Source organism: Chryseobacterium pennipullorum, from assembly GCF_003384725.1.
In the GTDB taxonomy this organism is placed as follows: Bacteria; Bacteroidota; Bacteroidia; order Flavobacteriales; family Weeksellaceae; genus Chryseobacterium; species Chryseobacterium pennipullorum.
On the sequence record NZ_QNVV01000006.1, the window covers coordinates 164,662 to 182,943 of the forward strand.

Consider the following 18,282-nt stretch of genomic DNA (forward strand, 5'->3'; position numbering starts at 1 on the left):
CATTAAAATTTTTTTCCTATAAATAATCCGAAATTAATTTCAGTTTCAAAACCGCCCCCTGTCTGAGCAATATTACTTCCTATCCCAAACTGCATTTTTTTCCTGTTTTCAACACCCAGACGGATAATCTGACTGCTGGATTGATGCTCTTTAAAACTGAAATCGGATTCTACAATGAGCATGCTGTAAAAATTAAGGCGCTCATTGATCTTTGGGGTATATTCCAATAATGTATACAATCCAAGCCCAAATTCTTTACCGTCTGTAGAATAGGTAAAAGCTGGGAAGAGGCTGATCGAAAATACATCACTTTCCTTTGCATAGGCAAGTCCTACCGATGGCATCACATCTTTATCCGACAGGTGAACTCCTGCAGAAATCCCCAGGTTTCTTCCAATTCCATAATTAAGATTTTGATAAAGTTCAGGAGCCAGCTTCCGAGTATCGTAGTCATAAGAAAGAGTTCCTGAGGCAAAGTAATTCCATTGGGTGTTAAAATCTTTACTGTAAATTCCAAGGATCTCGGCTTCTTTATTTCCGCCGTAAGCCTGAACAGAAATCTGAGATTTCCCGGCAAACGAAACCAATACGCTTAAAAGAAATACATATTTTTTCATTGTGTTATGTTTTTTCGATATTATAAGGCAAATCTGCTAAACATGATTTACTGATGCAAAATTAGATGTTCAGAAAAAACAAAACTTGTCCTAAAAGGACATTCTTACCATAGTGGAAAACAAATATAAATAGGGTTACTTTTTGTTCTAAGAATCCACAGCAGACCGGAACGTCATCTTTACTTTAACCCCCATTTAAATCTGTAATATTACTTTCTATACATTTTCTGGAAAGTAATACTATTATACATACCACAAAGCTTTAACCTAAAAACAGTTCAACCAGCAAGCAAGCAAAATGATTTTGATCTAATTTACAACATCTTCTTTACTCATCTCACAACAAATAAAAAAGATGAAAATCATTCCATTTTCATCTTTTTTTAATATGTCTTCAGCCCGCTCTAGCAGCTTATTTTGGCTTATATAGCTTATACATCACAAATAAGAAAGCGATCCAAACCGGAATCAAAATAACCTGAATTTCCATTCCCGTAATACTCATCAGCCCCAGGATAAGGAGTAAAAAGACGATACAGATATAATTGGATATAGGATAAAAGATCGACGGGAATTTTGATTGAATTCCTGATGTGTTGATTGCTTTTTTAAATTTTAAATGGGTATAGCATATCATCAGCCAGTTAATGATCAAGGTAGAAACCACAAGAGCCATCAGGTATTCAAAGGCTTTCTCAGGGACCAGTTTATTGATGATGATGCAGATTCCCGCAAAACATGATGAAATAAGAATGGCATTAATGGGAACGGAATTTTTATTAAGCTTCTTCAAAAATTTAGGAGCATTTCCCTGTTGCGCCAACCCAAAAAGCATACGGCTGTTACTGTACACACTGCTGTTGTATACCGATAAGGCGGCAGTCAGCACAATTATATTAAGCACATTGGCAATCAATGTATTGAATTGAATCACTTTACCGAAAAGACTGAATTCCAATCCGTTCAGATTCTGAAACACCATCACAAATGGACTTGATCCTTCTGTAATGTCTCTCCATGGACTTAATGAGAATAAGATCACCAAAGCTCCTACATAGAAAATTAAAATCCTGTAGATCACCTGATTGGTCGCCTGTGGAATTGTTTTCTCAGGATTTTTTGCTTCAGCAGCAGTAATCCCGATCAGCTCCAGACCTCCGAAAGAGAACATGATCATAGCCATAGCCGCAAATAATCCGGAATACCCGTCTTCTGTTTTATTGAACAGTCCTTTAGGAAAGAATCCCCCGTCATTCCATAAATTGGTAATGGTTGCTTTTTCACCTCCCGTTCCACTTATTAACAGATAGACTCCGAAAATGATCATTGCGATAATCGCTACAACCTTAATGATGGAAAACCAAAACTCCGTTTCTCCATACACTTTCACAGAGGCAAGATTAAGGGCATTAATCACGATAAAAAAGAAAAGACTGGACACCCAGAGTGGAATTTCCGGCCACCAGAAGTGAATATAATGTCCTATGGCTGTAAGTTCTGCCATACTTACCAGGATATAGAGAATCCAATAGTTCCATCCCGAAGCAAAGCCCGGAAAATTTCCCCAATATTTATAGGCAAAGTAGCTGAAACTACCGGATACGGGTTCCTGAACTACCATTTCACCAAGTTGACGCATAATGAAAAATGCGATGATACCTGCCAGGGCATACCCCAGGATAACAGATGGTCCGGCTAAGACGGCCGCAGGCCCTATTCCCAGGAATAACCCTGTTCCTATGGCACCTCCAAGGGCAATTAATTGTATGTGTCGATTTGTTAATCCTCTAACTAAAGTCTCGTTTTGTCCAGTTTTATTTTCGTCGCTCATTGAATGAATTATTCGGTTGCTAAATATATAAAAACTTTTCAGAGAAATTCACAGTCCATGGGGTAAATTGACAAATCAAGCAAAGCAAAACCTGGAAAAATAAAGATGAGCCCTTTCTATGGTGAGGGTTACCGGAAAACAACTATAAAAAGCCAGCCTTAACGGCTTGTTAAGGCTGGCTTTTTATTTACAATAACTTCCTGAAATTATTGTCTATTTATTTCGTGTCCTCCAGGTATTCTTTCGGAATTGAAATATTATTCTTTTTCATGTACTCCAGAAGCCCCTGATATTTATCTTCATAGTCATCAGCAGTTCCGCATTTGTGTGATATACTGCAAATATCGGAAGGTCTGATGTCTAAAATATCAGATATTTTAGTCAGGATATCCAGATTAATCTTCACTTTTGAATTCTCGATATCGGAATAGGCCTTCTGAGAAATTCCCATTTCAAAAGCCATATACTCCTGGGTAAGGTCTTTGCTCCTGCGTATTTTTCTGATATTTTGTCCACACACTTTCATCGTTTTTGTTTTAGTAGTTTTCGGTATACTTTAGAAGATTATCTATTAGCCTTCAACAAAGTTAATAAATACCTTTGGCAAAACATTATACACGTTACATGATATTTATTTTCAATACAGAAAAAGGAAAAAAATAATCTTTTTTCAGAGAAAATATCACTTCGGTAAACACTATTGGAATTTATGGAGACGCAAAAATTTAATTATGACAATAATATTGTCAGAGCATTCCTCTATGCCACTATCGCATTTGGACTTGTAGGATTTCTGCTGGGGCTTACGGCCGCATTGATGCTTTTTTATCCTGAACTACCTGAATTTTTATTCGGTACAGATGACACCACTATTAAAAGTTTAGCTTCGGGTAATATTCAGGGACTGATCAACACTCAGGGAGCAATGGGCTTCGGAAGGATCAGAATGCTACACACCAGCGCTGTTATTTTTGCCTTCGTTTGTAATTCCTTTTTCTGCGGAGCCTATTACAGTATGCAGAGATTACTGAAAACAAGAATGTATAGTGATTCGCTTTCATGGATTCATTTCTGGTCATGGCAGTTGATGATCATCGCTGTAGTGATCACATTCCTCATGGGAATCAATACCTCTAAAGAATATGCCGAGCATGAATGGCCTATTGATATACTCATTACTTTCTCATGGGTCATCTTCGGAATCAATATGTTCGGAACTATTGCCAAAAGAAGGGTAAGACATTTATACGTAGCCATCTGGTTCTATATGGCCACATGGATTGCGGTAGCCATGCTTCACATCTTCAATAACCTCGAAGTTCCGTTATCTTTCACAAGCTGGAAATCTTATTCTGTATATGCAGGTGTAAAAGATGCACTGGTACAATGGTGGTATGGACACAATGCGGTAGCATTCGTATTGACCACCCCTGTATTGGGTCTGATGTATTACTTTATGCCAAAAGCAGCTCAACGACCGGTATTCTCATACAAATTATCCATTATTCACTTCTGGTCGCTGATCTTTGTATATCTTTGGGCCGGGCCTCACCACCTGCAATATACAGCATTACCGGCCTGGGCTCAGGCAGTAGGAACAGGATTTTCTATTATGCTTATCGCACCATCATGGGGAGGTATGCTGAACGGGCTGCTTACTTTGAGAGGTGCGTGGGATAAAGTAAGAGAAAATCCAATCCTCAAATTCTTTGTGGTAGCGGTTACCTGCTATGGAATGGCAACTTTCGAAGGACCATTACTAGCCACAAAATCTTTAAATAAAATAGGGCACTACACCGACTGGGTCATAGGACACGTACACTTAGGAGCTCTAGGATGGAATGGATTTATGGCATTCGGGGTCGTATACTACCTGGTACCGATCATGTGGAGAACAAAACTATGGTCCAAAAAACTTGCAAACTGGCACTTCTGGCTGGGAACATTAGGGATTATTTTCTATGCCGTTCCGATGTATATCTCAGGATTTACTCAGGGCTTAATGTGGAAACAGTTCAACCCAGACGGAACCTTATTGTGGAAAAACTGGCTGGATACTGTGACAGCAATTATCCCTTATTTTAAAATGAGATTTTTAGGAGGTATCCTTTATCTTTCAGGTGCAATCTTAATGGTAATCAATGTGATCAAAACGGTTAGAGCCGGATCATTCCAGAAAGAAGTTCCTGCAGAAGCTCCGGCATTGGCAGATATCGGCACAGGAAGAAAAGAAGGTGAAGGAGTGCACCTGTGGCTGGAAAGAACGCCAACCCTGCTTTCCATACTTGCATTTATTACAGTAGCCATCGGCGGACTTGTAGAAATCGTTCCCACCCTTTCGTTAAAACAAAGTGTCCCTACCATTACAGCAGTAAAACCATACACTCCCCTGGAGCTGGAGGGAAGAGACCTGTATATTCGTGAAGGATGCAACTCATGCCACTCACAAATGATAAGACCTTTCCGGGATGAAGTGGTAAGATTTGAAGGAAAAAACGGACAATATTCCAAAGCCGGAGAATTCATCTACGACAGACCTTTCTTATGGGGGTCAAAAAGAACAGGACCGGATCTTCACAGAGAAGGGGGCAGAAATCCGGATTCATGGCACTTCAAGCATATGTATAACCCAAGAATTACATCTGCAGGTTCCATTATGCCCCGTTTTCCATGGCTGATTACCAATAAGCTGGACCGCACCCAAATGGTAGATAAAATGAAATTAATGAAAAATTCTTTTGGCGTACCGTATACAAAAGCACAGATCGATTCGGCTGATCAGTGGGCAAATAACCAGTCACAAGCTATTGTACAAAGAATTTATGCAGAGGCTACCGATGTAAAAGACCAGATGACGAAGGAAAAAACTGCAAAAGGATCTTCTTATATTCCACTTGAGCAGAGAGAAATTGTGGCGATGATTGCGTACCTGCAAAGACTGGGTACTGATATCAAAACAACACAGATCCAAACCGCAAGCGCAGACTAATGTTTAAAATTATATTGCAATGAAAACGAGAACCCCAATTTCAATATATATCGCAACAACAATAGGCTTAACGATTATGGCCTTTGAAATGTTCGCCAGTGACTCCGGATATTTTTCTTCTCCATTTTTCTGGGCGCTGATCCTGATTGCCATCATTCTACTGTTCATTATGAACGCCATTGGAGACCTGATCGAAAATGAAAATTTCAGCAGATTACCGGAAGAAGAAAAAAAGCAGTATATCGCAGAAAAAAGTATACCCTACTACCAGAAATTATGGAATTCTGCCTTTAAAAAACAATCTGTCACTGAGGAAAAAGATATTCTCATTGATCATGGTTTTGACGGGATCACAGAGCTTGACAACTCACTTCCTAAATGGTGGATTGGCCTGTTCTGGTTCGGATGCATATTCTGTGTTGTTTATCTTACGGCCTTTGCTTTTACAGATTACGCGCATCCGGATGCAGAATACACAAAAGAAGCCAAAACGATGCTGGCCTCTATTGAAGAGTATGAAAAAAGTGCGCCTCAGATCGATCTGGAATCTGCCAAATACAGCGCCGACAATATTGCCGAAGGTCAGGAACTGTTCAAGACTAACTGTGTCACCTGTCATGGAGACGGCGGAAAGGGAGGCATTGGTCCCAACCTTACGGATACGCACTGGATCAACATCAAAGAAAAAAGCTTATTCAAAAATGTGTTCTGGATGCTTGAAAACGGTTCTCCTAATAATCCCACCATGCGACCATTCATCAAGGACGGAACCATTACGGGAAGAGACGCAGAAAAAATTGCAGCTTATATTTATCATATCAACCAGGAAACTTCACCGGTTACACCAGCACAAGGTGGAGCAGCTCCTCAGGGAGAAGAAGTGAAATGGGAAAACGCGAACTAACCATGCCAAGCCCCCTTTACTACTACTAACATTTGAATTTTCATTTTTGCTAACTACCTTTTCAACATTACAAAATGATCCAAAGGGGGCTTTTTAAAAAATAAAATCCACACCTTGGCTTGTCTTACTCAACTATTCACTTGACAACTACAACACTAAAATTCCATAATAAGACAGCCAAGGCAGGGTTTTTGCATTCGAAAATGGTACCACAACAAAGTTAAAGTTATTTAGTATTATTATCTTTGTTAGAAACCACACCGAATTTGAAACTGAAAATCAACACCACAAAACTCTTAAAGCGTATTGCAATAATCTTTATTTCGATATTGATTTTTCTTAGTCTGTTGATCTTAAGCTTAAGACTTCCCGCTGTTCAAAATTTCATCAAGGATAAACTCGTTGTTTATCTGGAGAAAAAAATTAAAACCAAAGTGAGCCTTCAGAAGGTCTATATCGGATTTCCGAACAGCCTTGTGATGGAAAATCTTTACCTTAAAGGACAGGATGTGGACACTTTGCTGGCGGTCAGAAAGCTTGATGTAGGATTAAATATGCTTAAACTTATCAATTCTACTGCTGATATCACGTCCGTAGACATGGAAGGCGCCAGGGCAAATGTAGTACGGAAACCGAATGGCAAATTTAATTTCGATTATATTATCGATGCGTTTGCAACCACGGATAAGGAAGAAAGCCCATCCAAACCGTTTATCATTTCTCTTGACAAAATTAATCTTAAAGATGTTGGGGTTACTTTCAATGACCAGCAGTCCAGAAATGATATCAATCTTTATTTCAAATCATTTGATACAAGGGTTAAAACTTTTGACCTTACCAAAAATACGTATGCAGTCAATGATATCAATCTGGATGGATTAAAGTTAAAACTGAAACAGGATCTTCTTGAAGAGGTTTCTAAAAAGGTAGAGAAAAAAGTAGATTCCCTGAACGATAAAAAACCTATGAAGATAGGCCTCAGAGGCATTAAGCTTACCAATATTAATATTGACTATGGGGACGAAAATACCAAAACATTCGCAAAAGTTATTTTCAAAGAGCTGAGCACGAAGGTTAACAAGCTCGATCTGGAGAACAATGCCTACAATGTGGCCAATGTATTCCTTTCGGGGGCAGACATTAATGCCAACCTTTACCTGCCTGCTCAAAATGCCAATCCTAAAAACCAACCAGAACCGGAAGTTTCAAAAGCTTCTGATAAGGATCAGGCCATGAATCTTCTACTGGGCAAGTTAGTTCTGAATGATGTAAAAGCAACCTACAACAATACTGCGATTGCACCTACAAAGCAGGGAATGGATTTTAATCATCTGAACTTTTCCAAAATGAATGTTGAGGTAAGAAGCTTTAAAATGGCAAACAACACTTTTGCAGGAACCGTTAATTCTGCAGAAATTCAGGAAGCGAGAGGATTGAATATCCAGAAATTCAATACTGATTTTGTCTATGCCGAGAAGGAAGCCTACCTTAAGGATCTTTATCTGCAGACTCCGAAAACCATTCTTCGTGACGAAGTCATTCTGAACTACAATTCAATCGATCAGTTAACTTCAAATCTGGGAGCCGTTAAAATATCCGCCAACATCAAGGATTCAAAAATTGGTTTCTCTGATATTTTGAATCTGGTACCTACATTAAGAAATACAGTTCCTTTCAACAAATATCCAAATGCAGTTCTTAATGTAAATGCCAATGTAAAAGGAAGCGTAAATGATCTTTTAATCCAGGACCTTAAAGTATCGGGTCTTGATCAGCTGAGGGTACTTGCTTCGGGGAAAATAAAAAATGCGATGAATCCTGATCAGCTCTATTATGATGTAAGGATCGCAGAATTTTCTTCCAATGCCAAAACGATTTTCAATCTGGTCCCAAAAAATACTATTCCTTCCAACATTTCACTCCCTTCCCATTTCAGCATTAAGGGAAACGCCAAAGGAACCACGAAAGTAGTGAATGTAGACCTGAATCTCTACTCCACTCTTGGGAATGCTGCAGTAGTTGCTCAAGTAGACATGCGCAGGAAAAATCATGAATTGTATGATGTAAAGGCTAATCTGCAGGGCATACAGGTCGGAAAAATTATTCAGAATAAAGATATCGGTCCCATTACAGCACAGATCTCTGCAAAAGGGGAAAGCTTTGATTTCAAAAATGCCAATGCAGATCTGAAAGGACATGTTGCTTCTGCCGTGTATAAAGGATACCGCTATCAGAACATGGATTTAACAGGTAAAATTAAAGGAGGTGCTTATCATGTTGTATTAAATTCACAGGATCCGAATGCCAATTTACAATTAACCGCGTCCGGAATTTATGATGAGAAAAATCCTACCGTGAAAATAAACGGAGAGGTGATCAAGCTGGATTTGAACAAACTCGGTTTTTATGAAAAACCTATGATTATTGCCGGAAAAATCGATGGTGATTTCTCAAGCCTCGATCCCAATAACCTGAATGGTTATCTAAACCTTAAGGATTTTGCATTCTCTGATACAAAAGAGGTTTACCCGGTACAGGAAGTTAATCTTAAAGCTTCATCTACACAGGATTCTACTCAAATTATCTTTAATTCTCAGATTGCAGATGTTGAACTGAAAGGGAAGTATAAACTTACTCAGGTTTTTGGCGCTTTGACACAGACTATTAATCAGTACTATCAGTTCCAGAAGCCGGATAAAAGTCAGAAGATTGATCCGGGACAACACTTTGCCTTTACCGCTAAAGTAAAAAATGATGATCTGATCCGAAAATTCGTTCCTGACCTTAAAAGCTTTGAAACCATTAATCTTAGTGGAAACTATGACGCCGATTCTCAAAAAATAGAAATTGACGGACAGATTCCACAGTTGCTGTATGGTGAAAATACGATTGAAAAAGGTACATTAAAAGTGACCAATGAAAATCAGGCGCTACAATACAGTCTGAATGTTGCGGCTTTAAAAAGCTCAAGCTTTTCATTGAAAAAAATCAATATCGATGGTGATGTTGCTGATAATACAATCAACTACAATATCACTACAAAAGATGATAAAGACGTTACGCAATTCCTGATTGCAGGAAATGCAAAATCATTGAATGACATTACAGAAGTTTCCCTGGATCCAAATGGTTTAAAACTAAACTATGCGGATTGGAATGTCGCTGAAAACAATAAAATTCAGATCAGTAAAAAAGGAATTTTAGCAGACAATTTCAGATTAAGTAATAGCGGAAGCGAAATTTCGATTCAATCGGAAAGCGAAACCCCAAGTAGCCCTTTGAACATCGCCCTGAAAGATTTTAAAATTGAAACCATTACAGAACTCATCAAAAAGGATACAGTTCTGGCCAGAGGGACCATCAACGGAACAGCTCAGCTGCGGGATATGATGAAGGATATGACGTTCACTTCTGATTTAAATATCTCGGATCTTATTGTTTATGGAAATGCGGTTGGAAACCTCGCCGTGAAAGTGAATAATTCTTCACCTAAAGTTTTAAATGCTGACATTGCCCTTTCCGGAAACAACAATGATGTGAAAATTCTCGGAGATTACAACACGTCTTCCAGTACATTTGACCTGAATATGGCGATCAACCAGCTTCAGATGAAAAGCATCCAGGGGTTCTCAATGAATGCCATTACCAATACAGAAGGCTATATTTCAGGTAATTTGAAGATTACAGGAACCGCTACCCAACCGAATATTTTAGGAAAAGTAAAATTCAATGATGCAGGTCTGGAAATTGCAAAAACAGGAAGTGATTTCAGAAAATTGAATGATGAAATCGATTTTACCAGCCGTGGTATTGAATTCAATAAATTTAAAATAAATGATAAAGATGGCAATGCTCTTGTTGTAGACGGGCAGGTTCTTACACAGACCTACAGAGATTTTGCCTTTAACCTTGATGTGAATGCCAAAGATTTCAAAGTGGTTAACTCTGAGAAATCTAATGATGCGATGATGTATGGCGTACTGGCAATAGATGCCGGATTGCATATCCGCGGAAATCTCGATCTGCCGAAAGTAGACGGGAGGTTAAGTGTGGCGGATAATACCGATTTTACGTTCGTACTGCCCCAATCCAGTCCTACCCTACAGGAGAGAGACGGGATTGTAGAATTTGTGGATCAGGATCAGGTGGTTCTCAATAAAACAATCAAAACAGATTCTCTTAATGCCCAAAGCCGTGTTAAAGGAATGGATGTAAGTGTGAATATTGAGGTAAGCAAAGAGGCCAAACTTTCTGTTATTATTGACAAAGCAAATGGTGACTTTGTACAGCTGCAGGGAGAAGCAGAACTCACCGGAGGAATTGATCCTTCAGGAAAAATGACATTGGTGGGCGTTTATGAAGTTGAAAAAGGAAGTTATGACCTTACTGTAAGTTTCCTGAAACGGAAATTCGATATCCAGAAAGGGAGTACAATCACATGGACCGGTGAGCCTACGATGGCTATGATGGACATTACCGCTGTGTATAAAACCGAAGCACCACCTATTGATCTCGTTGAACAACAGATTACCGGTCAGAGTGCATCCGAGATGAACCAGTATAAGCAGAGGATACCTTTCAACACCTTATTAAAAATGAAAGGTGAACTGCTGAAACCTCAGCTTAGTTTTGATATTACTACTGAAGAAAAGAACAACGCTATCTCCTCTACGGTGAAGGATCTGATTGATCAAAAGCTGGCCCAGCTCAGAACGCAGGAGTCTGAAATGAATAAGCAGGTCTTTGCGTTACTTCTCCTAAACCGTTTCATTGGTGAAAATCCGTTTGAAAGCGGCGCGGGAATGTCTGCCGAAACCATGGCGAGACAAAGTGTAAGTAAAATCCTTTCGCAGCAATTAAATAATCTTGCATCCGGACTGATCAAAGGGGTCGATCTTAATTTTGGGCTTGATTCTTCAGAAGATTATTCTACAGGACAGAAAAATACAAGAACCGACCTGAATGTAGATATCAGTAAAAAGTTATTAAATGACCGGTTAAAAGTAACGGTGGGAAGCAATTTCGGATTGGAAGGCCAGGCCCGTCAGAATGAAAACATGACCAATATTGCAGGGAATGTTTCTGTAGATTACAGTCTATCCAAAGACGGAAGATATATGCTGCGTGCTTATCGTAAAGATGAATATCAGGTGGCTCTTCAGGGGCAGATTATAGAAACCGGACTTGGATTTATCATTACTCTGGATTATGACCAATTCCGGGAGATTTTCCAAAAATCAAAAGAAAAGAAGACCAAAAAAAATCAAAATAACCAAGTGGTAGAATTTAAATAATGAATAATAAGTTTCATACATATTGTAAATATCTGTTGGCTTCCGGGATGGTATCCAGTGTTATTTCGTGCAGCAATACCCGATTTTTGAAAGAAGGACAGATGCTCTACACCGGAGCGGAAGTAAAAATTGAAAATGACACGATCTCCAAACAGGAAAAAAAAGACCTTCAGGCAGGATTGGAAGGCAATCTAAGACCCAAACCCAATTCTACCTTTTTAGGATTACGTCCGAAGCTGTATTTCTATAATATCGCCAAGGAACCTAAGAAAGACAAAGGTTTCAATTACTGGCTAAAATATAAAGTTGGGGAAAAACCCGTCCTGCTAGGAGATGTAGACCGGGAATTCAACAAGGATATTATTGAAAATTATTCTGAAAATAAAGGGTATTTCAATGCAAAAGCGACGTATGATACGGTTGCAAAAAATAAAAAAGCCAAGGTTATTTATACGGTAAGACCAGGAGCCAGATACCTGATCGATGGTGTAAAATTCCAGAAAGATTCTACGGTGGTGAATCAGGAAATCCAAAATTTAACGGACAGAACATTATTGAAAAATGGGAACCCTTTTGATCTGGATGTCATCAAGTCAGAACGGGAAAGAATTGACAACCGATTAAAAGAAAGAGGGTTTTATTATTTCCATCCTGACAATATCATTGTACAGGCAGACAGTACAGTAAGCAAAAATCACAAAGTTGAGCTTAATGTAAAGCTGAAGGACAACACTCCGGATCTGTCCACCCAGCAATTCAGCATTGACAAAGTAATTGTATTCCCTACTTATAACATTCAGGATGTAAAAGACGGGAAGTACAGCATTCCAATGGATAAAGATTCTCTTTCTAAATACGCTTTTGATGACATCTACGTGATTGATCCGCAGCATAAATTTAAACCTAAGATCTTCGACAGGGCATTATATTTTAAAAAGGGAGATCTTTATAACCGTTCTAACCACAATCTGACCCTGAACCGATTAATTAGCTTAGGTGTCTTCAAATTCGTAAAGAATGAGTTCATCGTATCGGATTCTTTGAGCCATAAATTTGATGCCTACTATTTATTAACGCCAAGACAGGTCCAATCACTTCGTCTTGAAGCGTTGGGAAGAACAAACTCTGCCAATTATGCAGGGAGTGAGCTGAATCTGAACTGGACACACAGAAACTTCTTCAAGGGAGCGGAACAATTTAAGGCCGCAATTTTCGGAGCTTTTGATTTCCAGATGGGAGGTGCCCAGGATGCCAATAATATTTTCCGGGCAGGGGGAAATGTACAACTTTCCATCCCAAGAATTGTGGCGCCGTTCCGTTTTCATTCTTCCAGTGAATTTGTTCCAAGAACGAATATCACATTGGGATATGAATTCCAGAACAGAACAAAATATTATACCCTAAACAATTTCACCGGATCATTTGGATATATATGGAAAGAAAATGCAAGGAAAGAACATGATCTGAAAGTCATTGATATCACCTTGGTTTCACCTGCAAATGTTACGGAAGAATATCGGGCTAAATCCGCCAAAAATCCTGCTATGCAAAGGATTGTTGATAAACAGCTTATTTTTGGTCCTACGTATTCCTATACTTATACCAATACGATGCTGCCGAAAACCAATACCATTTATTATAAAGGAACTTTGGATCTGGCAGGAAATATTACAGGCCTCGTTACTGGTGCCAATGCCAAAAAAGATAAACAAAAGGAAATTTTCGGGATTCCTTTCAGCCAGTACGTAAAAATTGAAAACGACTTCAGGTTCTATCATAAATTTACAGAAAAATCTTCACTGGCAACGAGATTTATCGGAGGAATTGCTTATCCATACGGAAATTCAGAATTTATTCCTTTCTCTAAACAGTTTTTTTCAGGCGGGAGTAACAGTATCAGAGCCTTCCGTGCGAGAACTTTAGGACCTGGAAGTTTTGACCCAAGAACAATTGATCCAGGTACTTATTTTGATCAGTCCGGAGATGTAAAGCTGGAATTAAATGCTGAATACCGCGCGAATCTTTACAAATTTTTAAATGCAGCTGTTTTTGTAGATGCCGGAAATATCTGGCTGCTTCGTGATGATTCTACAAGACCAGGTGCTAAATTTTCAAAGGATTTTTTAAATGAAATTGCCGTAGGAGCCGGAGTTGGCCTGAGACTTGATTTTTCTATTCTAATTTTAAGACTGGATCTGGCGATGCCACTGAGAGTTCCGTATTACGAAAAAGGAGATCGATGGGCTTTCGACAGAATCAATTTTGGAGATTCCAACTGGAGAAAAGATAATCTTGTATTAAACATTGCTATCGGATATCCTTTTTAATATTTTAATATGATAAAAAATGCAAAATTTTTCTGGGAAGTTCTAAAAGATACATTTACAGAATGGAACAGCTCTTCCGCATCAAAAGATTCGGCAAGCCTGGCCTATTATGCCATCTTTTCCATTCCGGGATTGCTGATTATTATCATTTGGGTTCTTGGAAACTTCTTTGGTGAGGAAGCCATCCGTGGCCAGATCAGCACCCAGATCAGTGGTATTATGGGAGCGGATGTAGCCAAAAGTATTGAAGGAATGCTGGCCGGAGCCCTGATTGACAAAAAAAATATTTTCATGAAGGCAGTAGGGGTCGGCTCATTGGTCTATGGTTCCACCACGCTCTTCTTCCAGCTTCAGCACTCGCTGAATGCGCTGTGGGATGTGGAAGCGGCTCCCAAAAAGGCGTTGGTAAAGTTTCTTCTGGACAGAGCCAATTCCCTGGGAATGATCCTTATTCTTGGCTTCCTGCTTATGATTACGATGGTTTTATCTTCACTGATCAGCCTTTTTAATACCATCATCACCCAATATTTTGGATTCGAAACCTATATGCTGGTAGAAACGGTCAATTTCGCGGTTGGCTTTGGACTTGTCATGCTTCTATTTGCGCTGATGTTTAAAGTATTGCCGGATGTTCTGATTGGCTGGAGATCTGTATGGAGAGGAGCCTTTTTGACAACCGTCTTATTTACTTTGGGAAAGTTTTTACTAAGCCTTTATTTCAGTCAGGTAAAACCCACCTCCACTTTCGGAGCTGCAGGAACCGTCATTCTGATTATGATGTGGATTAATTATTCCTGTATGCTGATTTTTTTCGGTGCCAAATTCACAAAGGTATATACCTATAAGAGAGGATATAAAGTGGTTCTCTCCAAACATGCACGATGGACTCCTGCAAAACTCTATGCAGACAGTCTGAACCAGATGCAGGCTAAAAGTAGTGAATAACAGCATATAAAAAAACCTCCTGAAATTATATTCAGGAGGTTCTTATTTTACATTCTGTTGACCGTTCCAATTCCCAGTAGCTCCAACGATTTCTTGATTGTCTTCGCTGTTAGGTTGGATAGATTCAGACGGAATTGCTTGATATTTTCATCATCCTGATTCAGGATCGGATTATTCTGATAGAATGAGTTATATGATTTTACCAGATCGTATATATAATTAGCAACTAAAGCCGGGCTCAATGTTTCTGCAGATCTGGCTACAACTGTTTTAAAGTTGGCCAATTGCATAATCAGTTCTTTTTCAAACTGGTTCAATGCAATATCAGCAGTTTCTTTATCTTCAAATTCTGCCTTTGACAATAAAGATTGAATACGAGCATAAGTATACTGGATAAACGGTCCTGTATTACCATTAAAATCTATACTTTCTGCAGGATTGAATAACATTTTTTTCTTTGGATCAACTTTCAGCATAAAATATTTCAATGCCCCTAAGCCTACTGTTTCATAAGAAATTTCTTTATCTTCTTCAGAAAGGGTTTCCAGTTTTCCTAATTCCTGAGCTTTAGATTTCGCTGTTTCATACATTTCCTGCATCAGATCATCTGCATCGACTACGGTACCTTCACGGGATTTCATTTTTCCTTCCGGTAACTCAACCATTCCGTAAGAAAGGTGGAACAACTGATCTGCCCATTCGTATCCCAATTTCTTAAGGATTTTGAATAAGACCTGGAAATGATAATCCTGCTCATTCCCTACTGTATAGATTAGCTTTTGAATATTATTCTGCTTGAAGCGTTCCACTGCTGTTCCCAGATCCTGGGTCATGTAAACGGAAGTACCATCAGAACGCAGCAATAGTTTTTGATCAAGTCCTTCATCGGTAAGATCACACCAAACAGAACCGTCTTCTTTTTGATACAGCACTCCTTTATCCAAACCTGCCTGGATAAGGTCTTTTCCTAAAATATAAGTATTGCTTTCGTATTGAACCTGATCGAAATCTACCCCCAATCTCTTATATGTCTCATTGAATCCTTTATATACCCAGGAATTCATTTCTGCCCAAAGGTTTCTTACTGTTTCATCTCCATTTTCCCAATCCAAAAGCATCTTCTGTGCTTCTTTTATAATCGGAGCATCTTTTTTCGCCTGCTCTTCAGAAACACCCTGATTGACCAGTTCGGAAATTTCTTTTTTATAGTTTTTGTCAAATTCAACATAGTAGTTTCCGACAAATTTATCGCCTTTTGTATGGGTAGCCTCAGGAGTCTCTCCCTTGCCGAATTTTTCCCATGCCAACATGGATTTGCAGATATGAATCCCTCTGTCATTGATGATCTGGGTTTTAATTACATCATATCCAGCTTCTTTTAAGATCTGTGCAACAGAAAATCCTAACAAATTGTTTCGGATATGTCCTAAATGAAGAGGCTTGTTGGTATTAGGGGAAGAATACTCTACCATTACCGTAGCATTCTTCTTTTCTACAATAGAAAAACGGCTGTTCACTGATCTGAAATTATCAATAAACAATTGGTTTTTCAGTTTAACATTAAGAAATCCCTTTACTACATTAAAGCTTTCGAACAAATCCGTTTGTTCTGTCAAAGCTTCTCCCAATTCAACACCGATTCTTTCAGGATTTTTTTTCAATTGTTTTACCAACGGGAACGTAACGATGGTAAAATCACCTTCAAACTCCGTTTTATTTTCCTGAACCTCCAGTTTGATATCTTTTAACTGATATACGTTTAAAATAACTTCTGAAAGTTTCTCTTCTATTATATCTTTACTATTCATGTTCTAAAGTTTTCTTGAAACAATTGGGTTTCGGACAATTCTATCAAACTGTTTTCCCCCAACATTTTGGAGTACAAATATACGGAAATAAAAAAACCGCCCGAAGGCGGTAAAATATGAATGTTGCTAAAATATATACTAGTTTTTATCCCAGAAAAGTTTTGTAGTCGCTTTATCACCACCAATTTTAGCAGCGGCAGCCTGAACATTTGCTCCGTTCAGCACATATTCATGATCGGGATAAGGCATTCTGTACGGTACTGAAGACAAATTGGACTTCGGTGGGTTTACAAGAATCGGATAGTCCAGACGTCTGGTAAAGTTCCAGCTGGCAAATCCTTTGTTGAACATGGCAATCCAAGCCTGCGTACCGATAGATTGTTTCCAGTTCGCGGCATTAAAAGGATTAGCGGCTAAGTATGTTGCTGTATTCGCTGTACTTACCTGATTCTCTCTCATAGATTCTGTTACAGCAGTTACATAAAGTTCAGCAGCAGTACCTCCTGCAGCAAAATTTCTAGCTGCAGCTTCAGCCTTTAAGAATGCTACTTCTGCATAACTTAAAAGGTTTGAGGCTGTCGTTGCGCTTCTGAAATAAGAGCTTAATTGAGAGAATTTAGTGTAGGGGTCATTTAATTCTCCAAAAACTCCGCCTTTATAAACGCCTTCAACTTTTGTAAACCATACGTCCATTCTTGGATCTGACAGTGTACTCATCGTTTTAATGGTTAACTCACTTGGTATAAAATCATTTCTATTAGAAGCCACTAAATTGTCAAAAACAGGATTTGAGAATGTATTCCCATCATATTTAAATTTATAGGCTTCTGCATCTGAAGAGATTACACCTGATGTAATCGCAGATTCAACAGTGGTTTTTGCTAATGCCGGATCAATGTCTGCTAGGTTAATTCCCAGTCTTAATTTAATAGAATTTGCGAATTTTTTCCACTTCGTCATATCACCACCATAAACCAGATCACTGTACCCGCTTCCAGGTTTTATTGAGGCGACAGCCGCATCAATCCTTTTAATTAAATCAACATAAATTGTTTTGGCATCATCATACTTTGGAGTTAAAATTTCATTTGGCTTAAATGCCTCAGAATAAGGAACATCCCCATACGTATCCACAATATTTTCCCAGATAAAAATTTCTTCTATTTCCAATGTTGCCAATTTGTTGGCTCGGACCTCATCGGTCTCTACCTCATTTTTAAGATTTGCTTTTGCCTGTCTCAGATTATTAATACTGTAAACATACATTCTGTTAAAATGATTACGGGGCTGATTACGCGTTACCAGATTATATTGTGTTTCATCCGGATATTGAGTTTCTGCCCATTGCTGAGTAAAAAACCTATAATTATTAAAATTCACACTAGGATTATCCATATAATAAGACGACTGATACATAGCGGTAGCTAATAAATTTTCAGACGGAAGAATTGACGGATGTTTAGGATCATCATTCAGAGAAGTTAAATCACCTTGACATGAACTTAAAGCTAACCCAATACATGCAGATACTAAACTTATTTTTATAATATTTTTCATTTTACGCTTT

The 18,282-nt window shown here is 38.6% G+C and carries 10 protein-coding genes; 5 read left to right on the top strand and 5 right to left on the bottom strand.

Annotation, left to right across the window (positions count from 1 at the left end):
• Positions 1–2: 2 nt before the first annotated feature.
• From DRF67_RS09170 to DRF67_RS09180, 3 genes are all read right to left on the bottom strand, one after another.
• Positions 3–617 (bottom strand): hypothetical protein, encoded by a 615-nt coding sequence (locus tag DRF67_RS09170; RefSeq protein ID WP_115927996.1) that lies wholly within the window; start codon positions 615–617, stop codon positions 3–5.
• A 412-nt stretch (positions 618–1,029) separates the two neighbouring features.
• Entirely contained in the window at positions 1,030–2,448 is a 1,419-nt protein-coding gene (locus DRF67_RS09175) for an amino acid permease (RefSeq protein ID WP_115927997.1), read from the bottom strand.
• A gap of 217 nt (positions 2,449–2,665) precedes the next feature.
• Positions 2,666–2,974 carry a helix-turn-helix domain-containing protein gene (locus DRF67_RS09180; protein WP_115927998.1) on the bottom strand — a complete coding sequence of 103 codons (309 nt, stop codon included), beginning with the start codon at positions 2,972–2,974 and terminating at the stop codon, positions 2,666–2,668.
• 183 nt (positions 2,975–3,157) lie between these two features.
• Here DRF67_RS09180 and ccoN point away from each other — a divergent pair, with 183 nt between their 5' ends.
• The 5 genes from ccoN to DRF67_RS09205 all read left to right on the top strand — a co-directional run bounded on the left by ccoN (position 3,158) and on the right by DRF67_RS09205 (position 14,907).
• A complete protein-coding gene (gene ccoN, locus DRF67_RS09185) occupies positions 3,158–5,437 on the top strand; it encodes a cytochrome-c oxidase, cbb3-type subunit I (RefSeq protein ID WP_115928033.1) in 2,280 nt (759 codons plus the stop codon).
• 19 nt (positions 5,438–5,456) lie between these two features.
• Positions 5,457–6,341, top strand: a complete 885-nt coding sequence (locus DRF67_RS09190) for a cbb3-type cytochrome c oxidase N-terminal domain-containing protein (protein WP_115927999.1) — start codon at positions 5,457–5,459, stop codon at positions 6,339–6,341.
• Between the two features lie 266 nt (positions 6,342–6,607).
• A complete protein-coding gene (locus DRF67_RS09195; protein WP_115928000.1) occupies positions 6,608–11,635 on the top strand; it encodes a translocation/assembly module TamB domain-containing protein in 5,028 nt (1,675 codons plus the stop codon).
• Positions 11,635–13,962, top strand: coding sequence for a translocation and assembly module lipoprotein TamL (gene tamL / locus DRF67_RS09200; protein WP_115928001.1), 2,328 nt, complete (start codon positions 11,635–11,637; stop codon positions 13,960–13,962). The genes DRF67_RS09195 and tamL overlap by 1 nt, the downstream gene beginning before the upstream one ends.
• 9 nt (positions 13,963–13,971) lie before the next feature.
• Entirely contained in the window at positions 13,972–14,907 is a 936-nt protein-coding gene (locus DRF67_RS09205) for a YihY/virulence factor BrkB family protein (protein ID WP_115928002.1), read from the top strand.
• Positions 14,908–14,954: 47 nt separating this feature from the next.
• On the opposite strand, the gene argS is transcribed toward DRF67_RS09205, so the two are convergent.
• Together argS and DRF67_RS09215 are read right to left on the bottom strand one after the other, a co-directional pair.
• Positions 14,955–16,715 carry an arginine--tRNA ligase gene (gene argS / locus DRF67_RS09210; protein WP_115928003.1) on the bottom strand — a complete coding sequence of 587 codons (1,761 nt, stop codon included), beginning with the start codon at positions 16,713–16,715 and terminating at the stop codon, positions 14,955–14,957.
• 138 nt (positions 16,716–16,853) lie between these two features.
• Entirely contained in the window at positions 16,854–18,272 is a 1,419-nt protein-coding gene (locus DRF67_RS09215) for a SusD/RagB family nutrient-binding outer membrane lipoprotein (protein ID WP_115928004.1), read from the bottom strand.
• Between the last annotated feature and the right edge of the window lie 10 nt (positions 18,273–18,282).

Coding starts and splice junctions, on each gene's coding strand:
- DRF67_RS09170 (WP_115927996.1), bottom strand. CDS start 617: ATGAAAAAATATGTATTTCTTTTAAGCGTATTGGTTTCGTTTGCCGGG.
- DRF67_RS09175 (WP_115927997.1), bottom strand. CDS start 2,448: ATGAGCGACGAAAATAAAACTGGACAAAACGAGACTTTAGTTAGAGGA.
- DRF67_RS09180 (WP_115927998.1), bottom strand. CDS start 2,974: ATGAAAGTGTGTGGACAAAATATCAGAAAAATACGCAGGAGCAAAGAC.
- ccoN (WP_115928033.1), top strand. CDS start 3,158: ATGGAGACGCAAAAATTTAATTATGACAATAATATTGTCAGAGCATTC.
- DRF67_RS09190 (WP_115927999.1), top strand. CDS start 5,457: ATGAAAACGAGAACCCCAATTTCAATATATATCGCAACAACAATAGGC.
- tamL (WP_115928001.1), top strand. CDS start 11,635: ATGAATAATAAGTTTCATACATATTGTAAATATCTGTTGGCTTCCGGG.
- DRF67_RS09205 (WP_115928002.1), top strand. CDS start 13,972: ATGATAAAAAATGCAAAATTTTTCTGGGAAGTTCTAAAAGATACATTT.
- argS (WP_115928003.1), bottom strand. CDS start 16,715: ATGAATAGTAAAGATATAATAGAAGAGAAACTTTCAGAAGTTATTTTA.
- DRF67_RS09215 (WP_115928004.1), bottom strand. CDS start 18,272: ATGAAAAATATTATAAAAATAAGTTTAGTATCTGCATGTATTGGGTTA.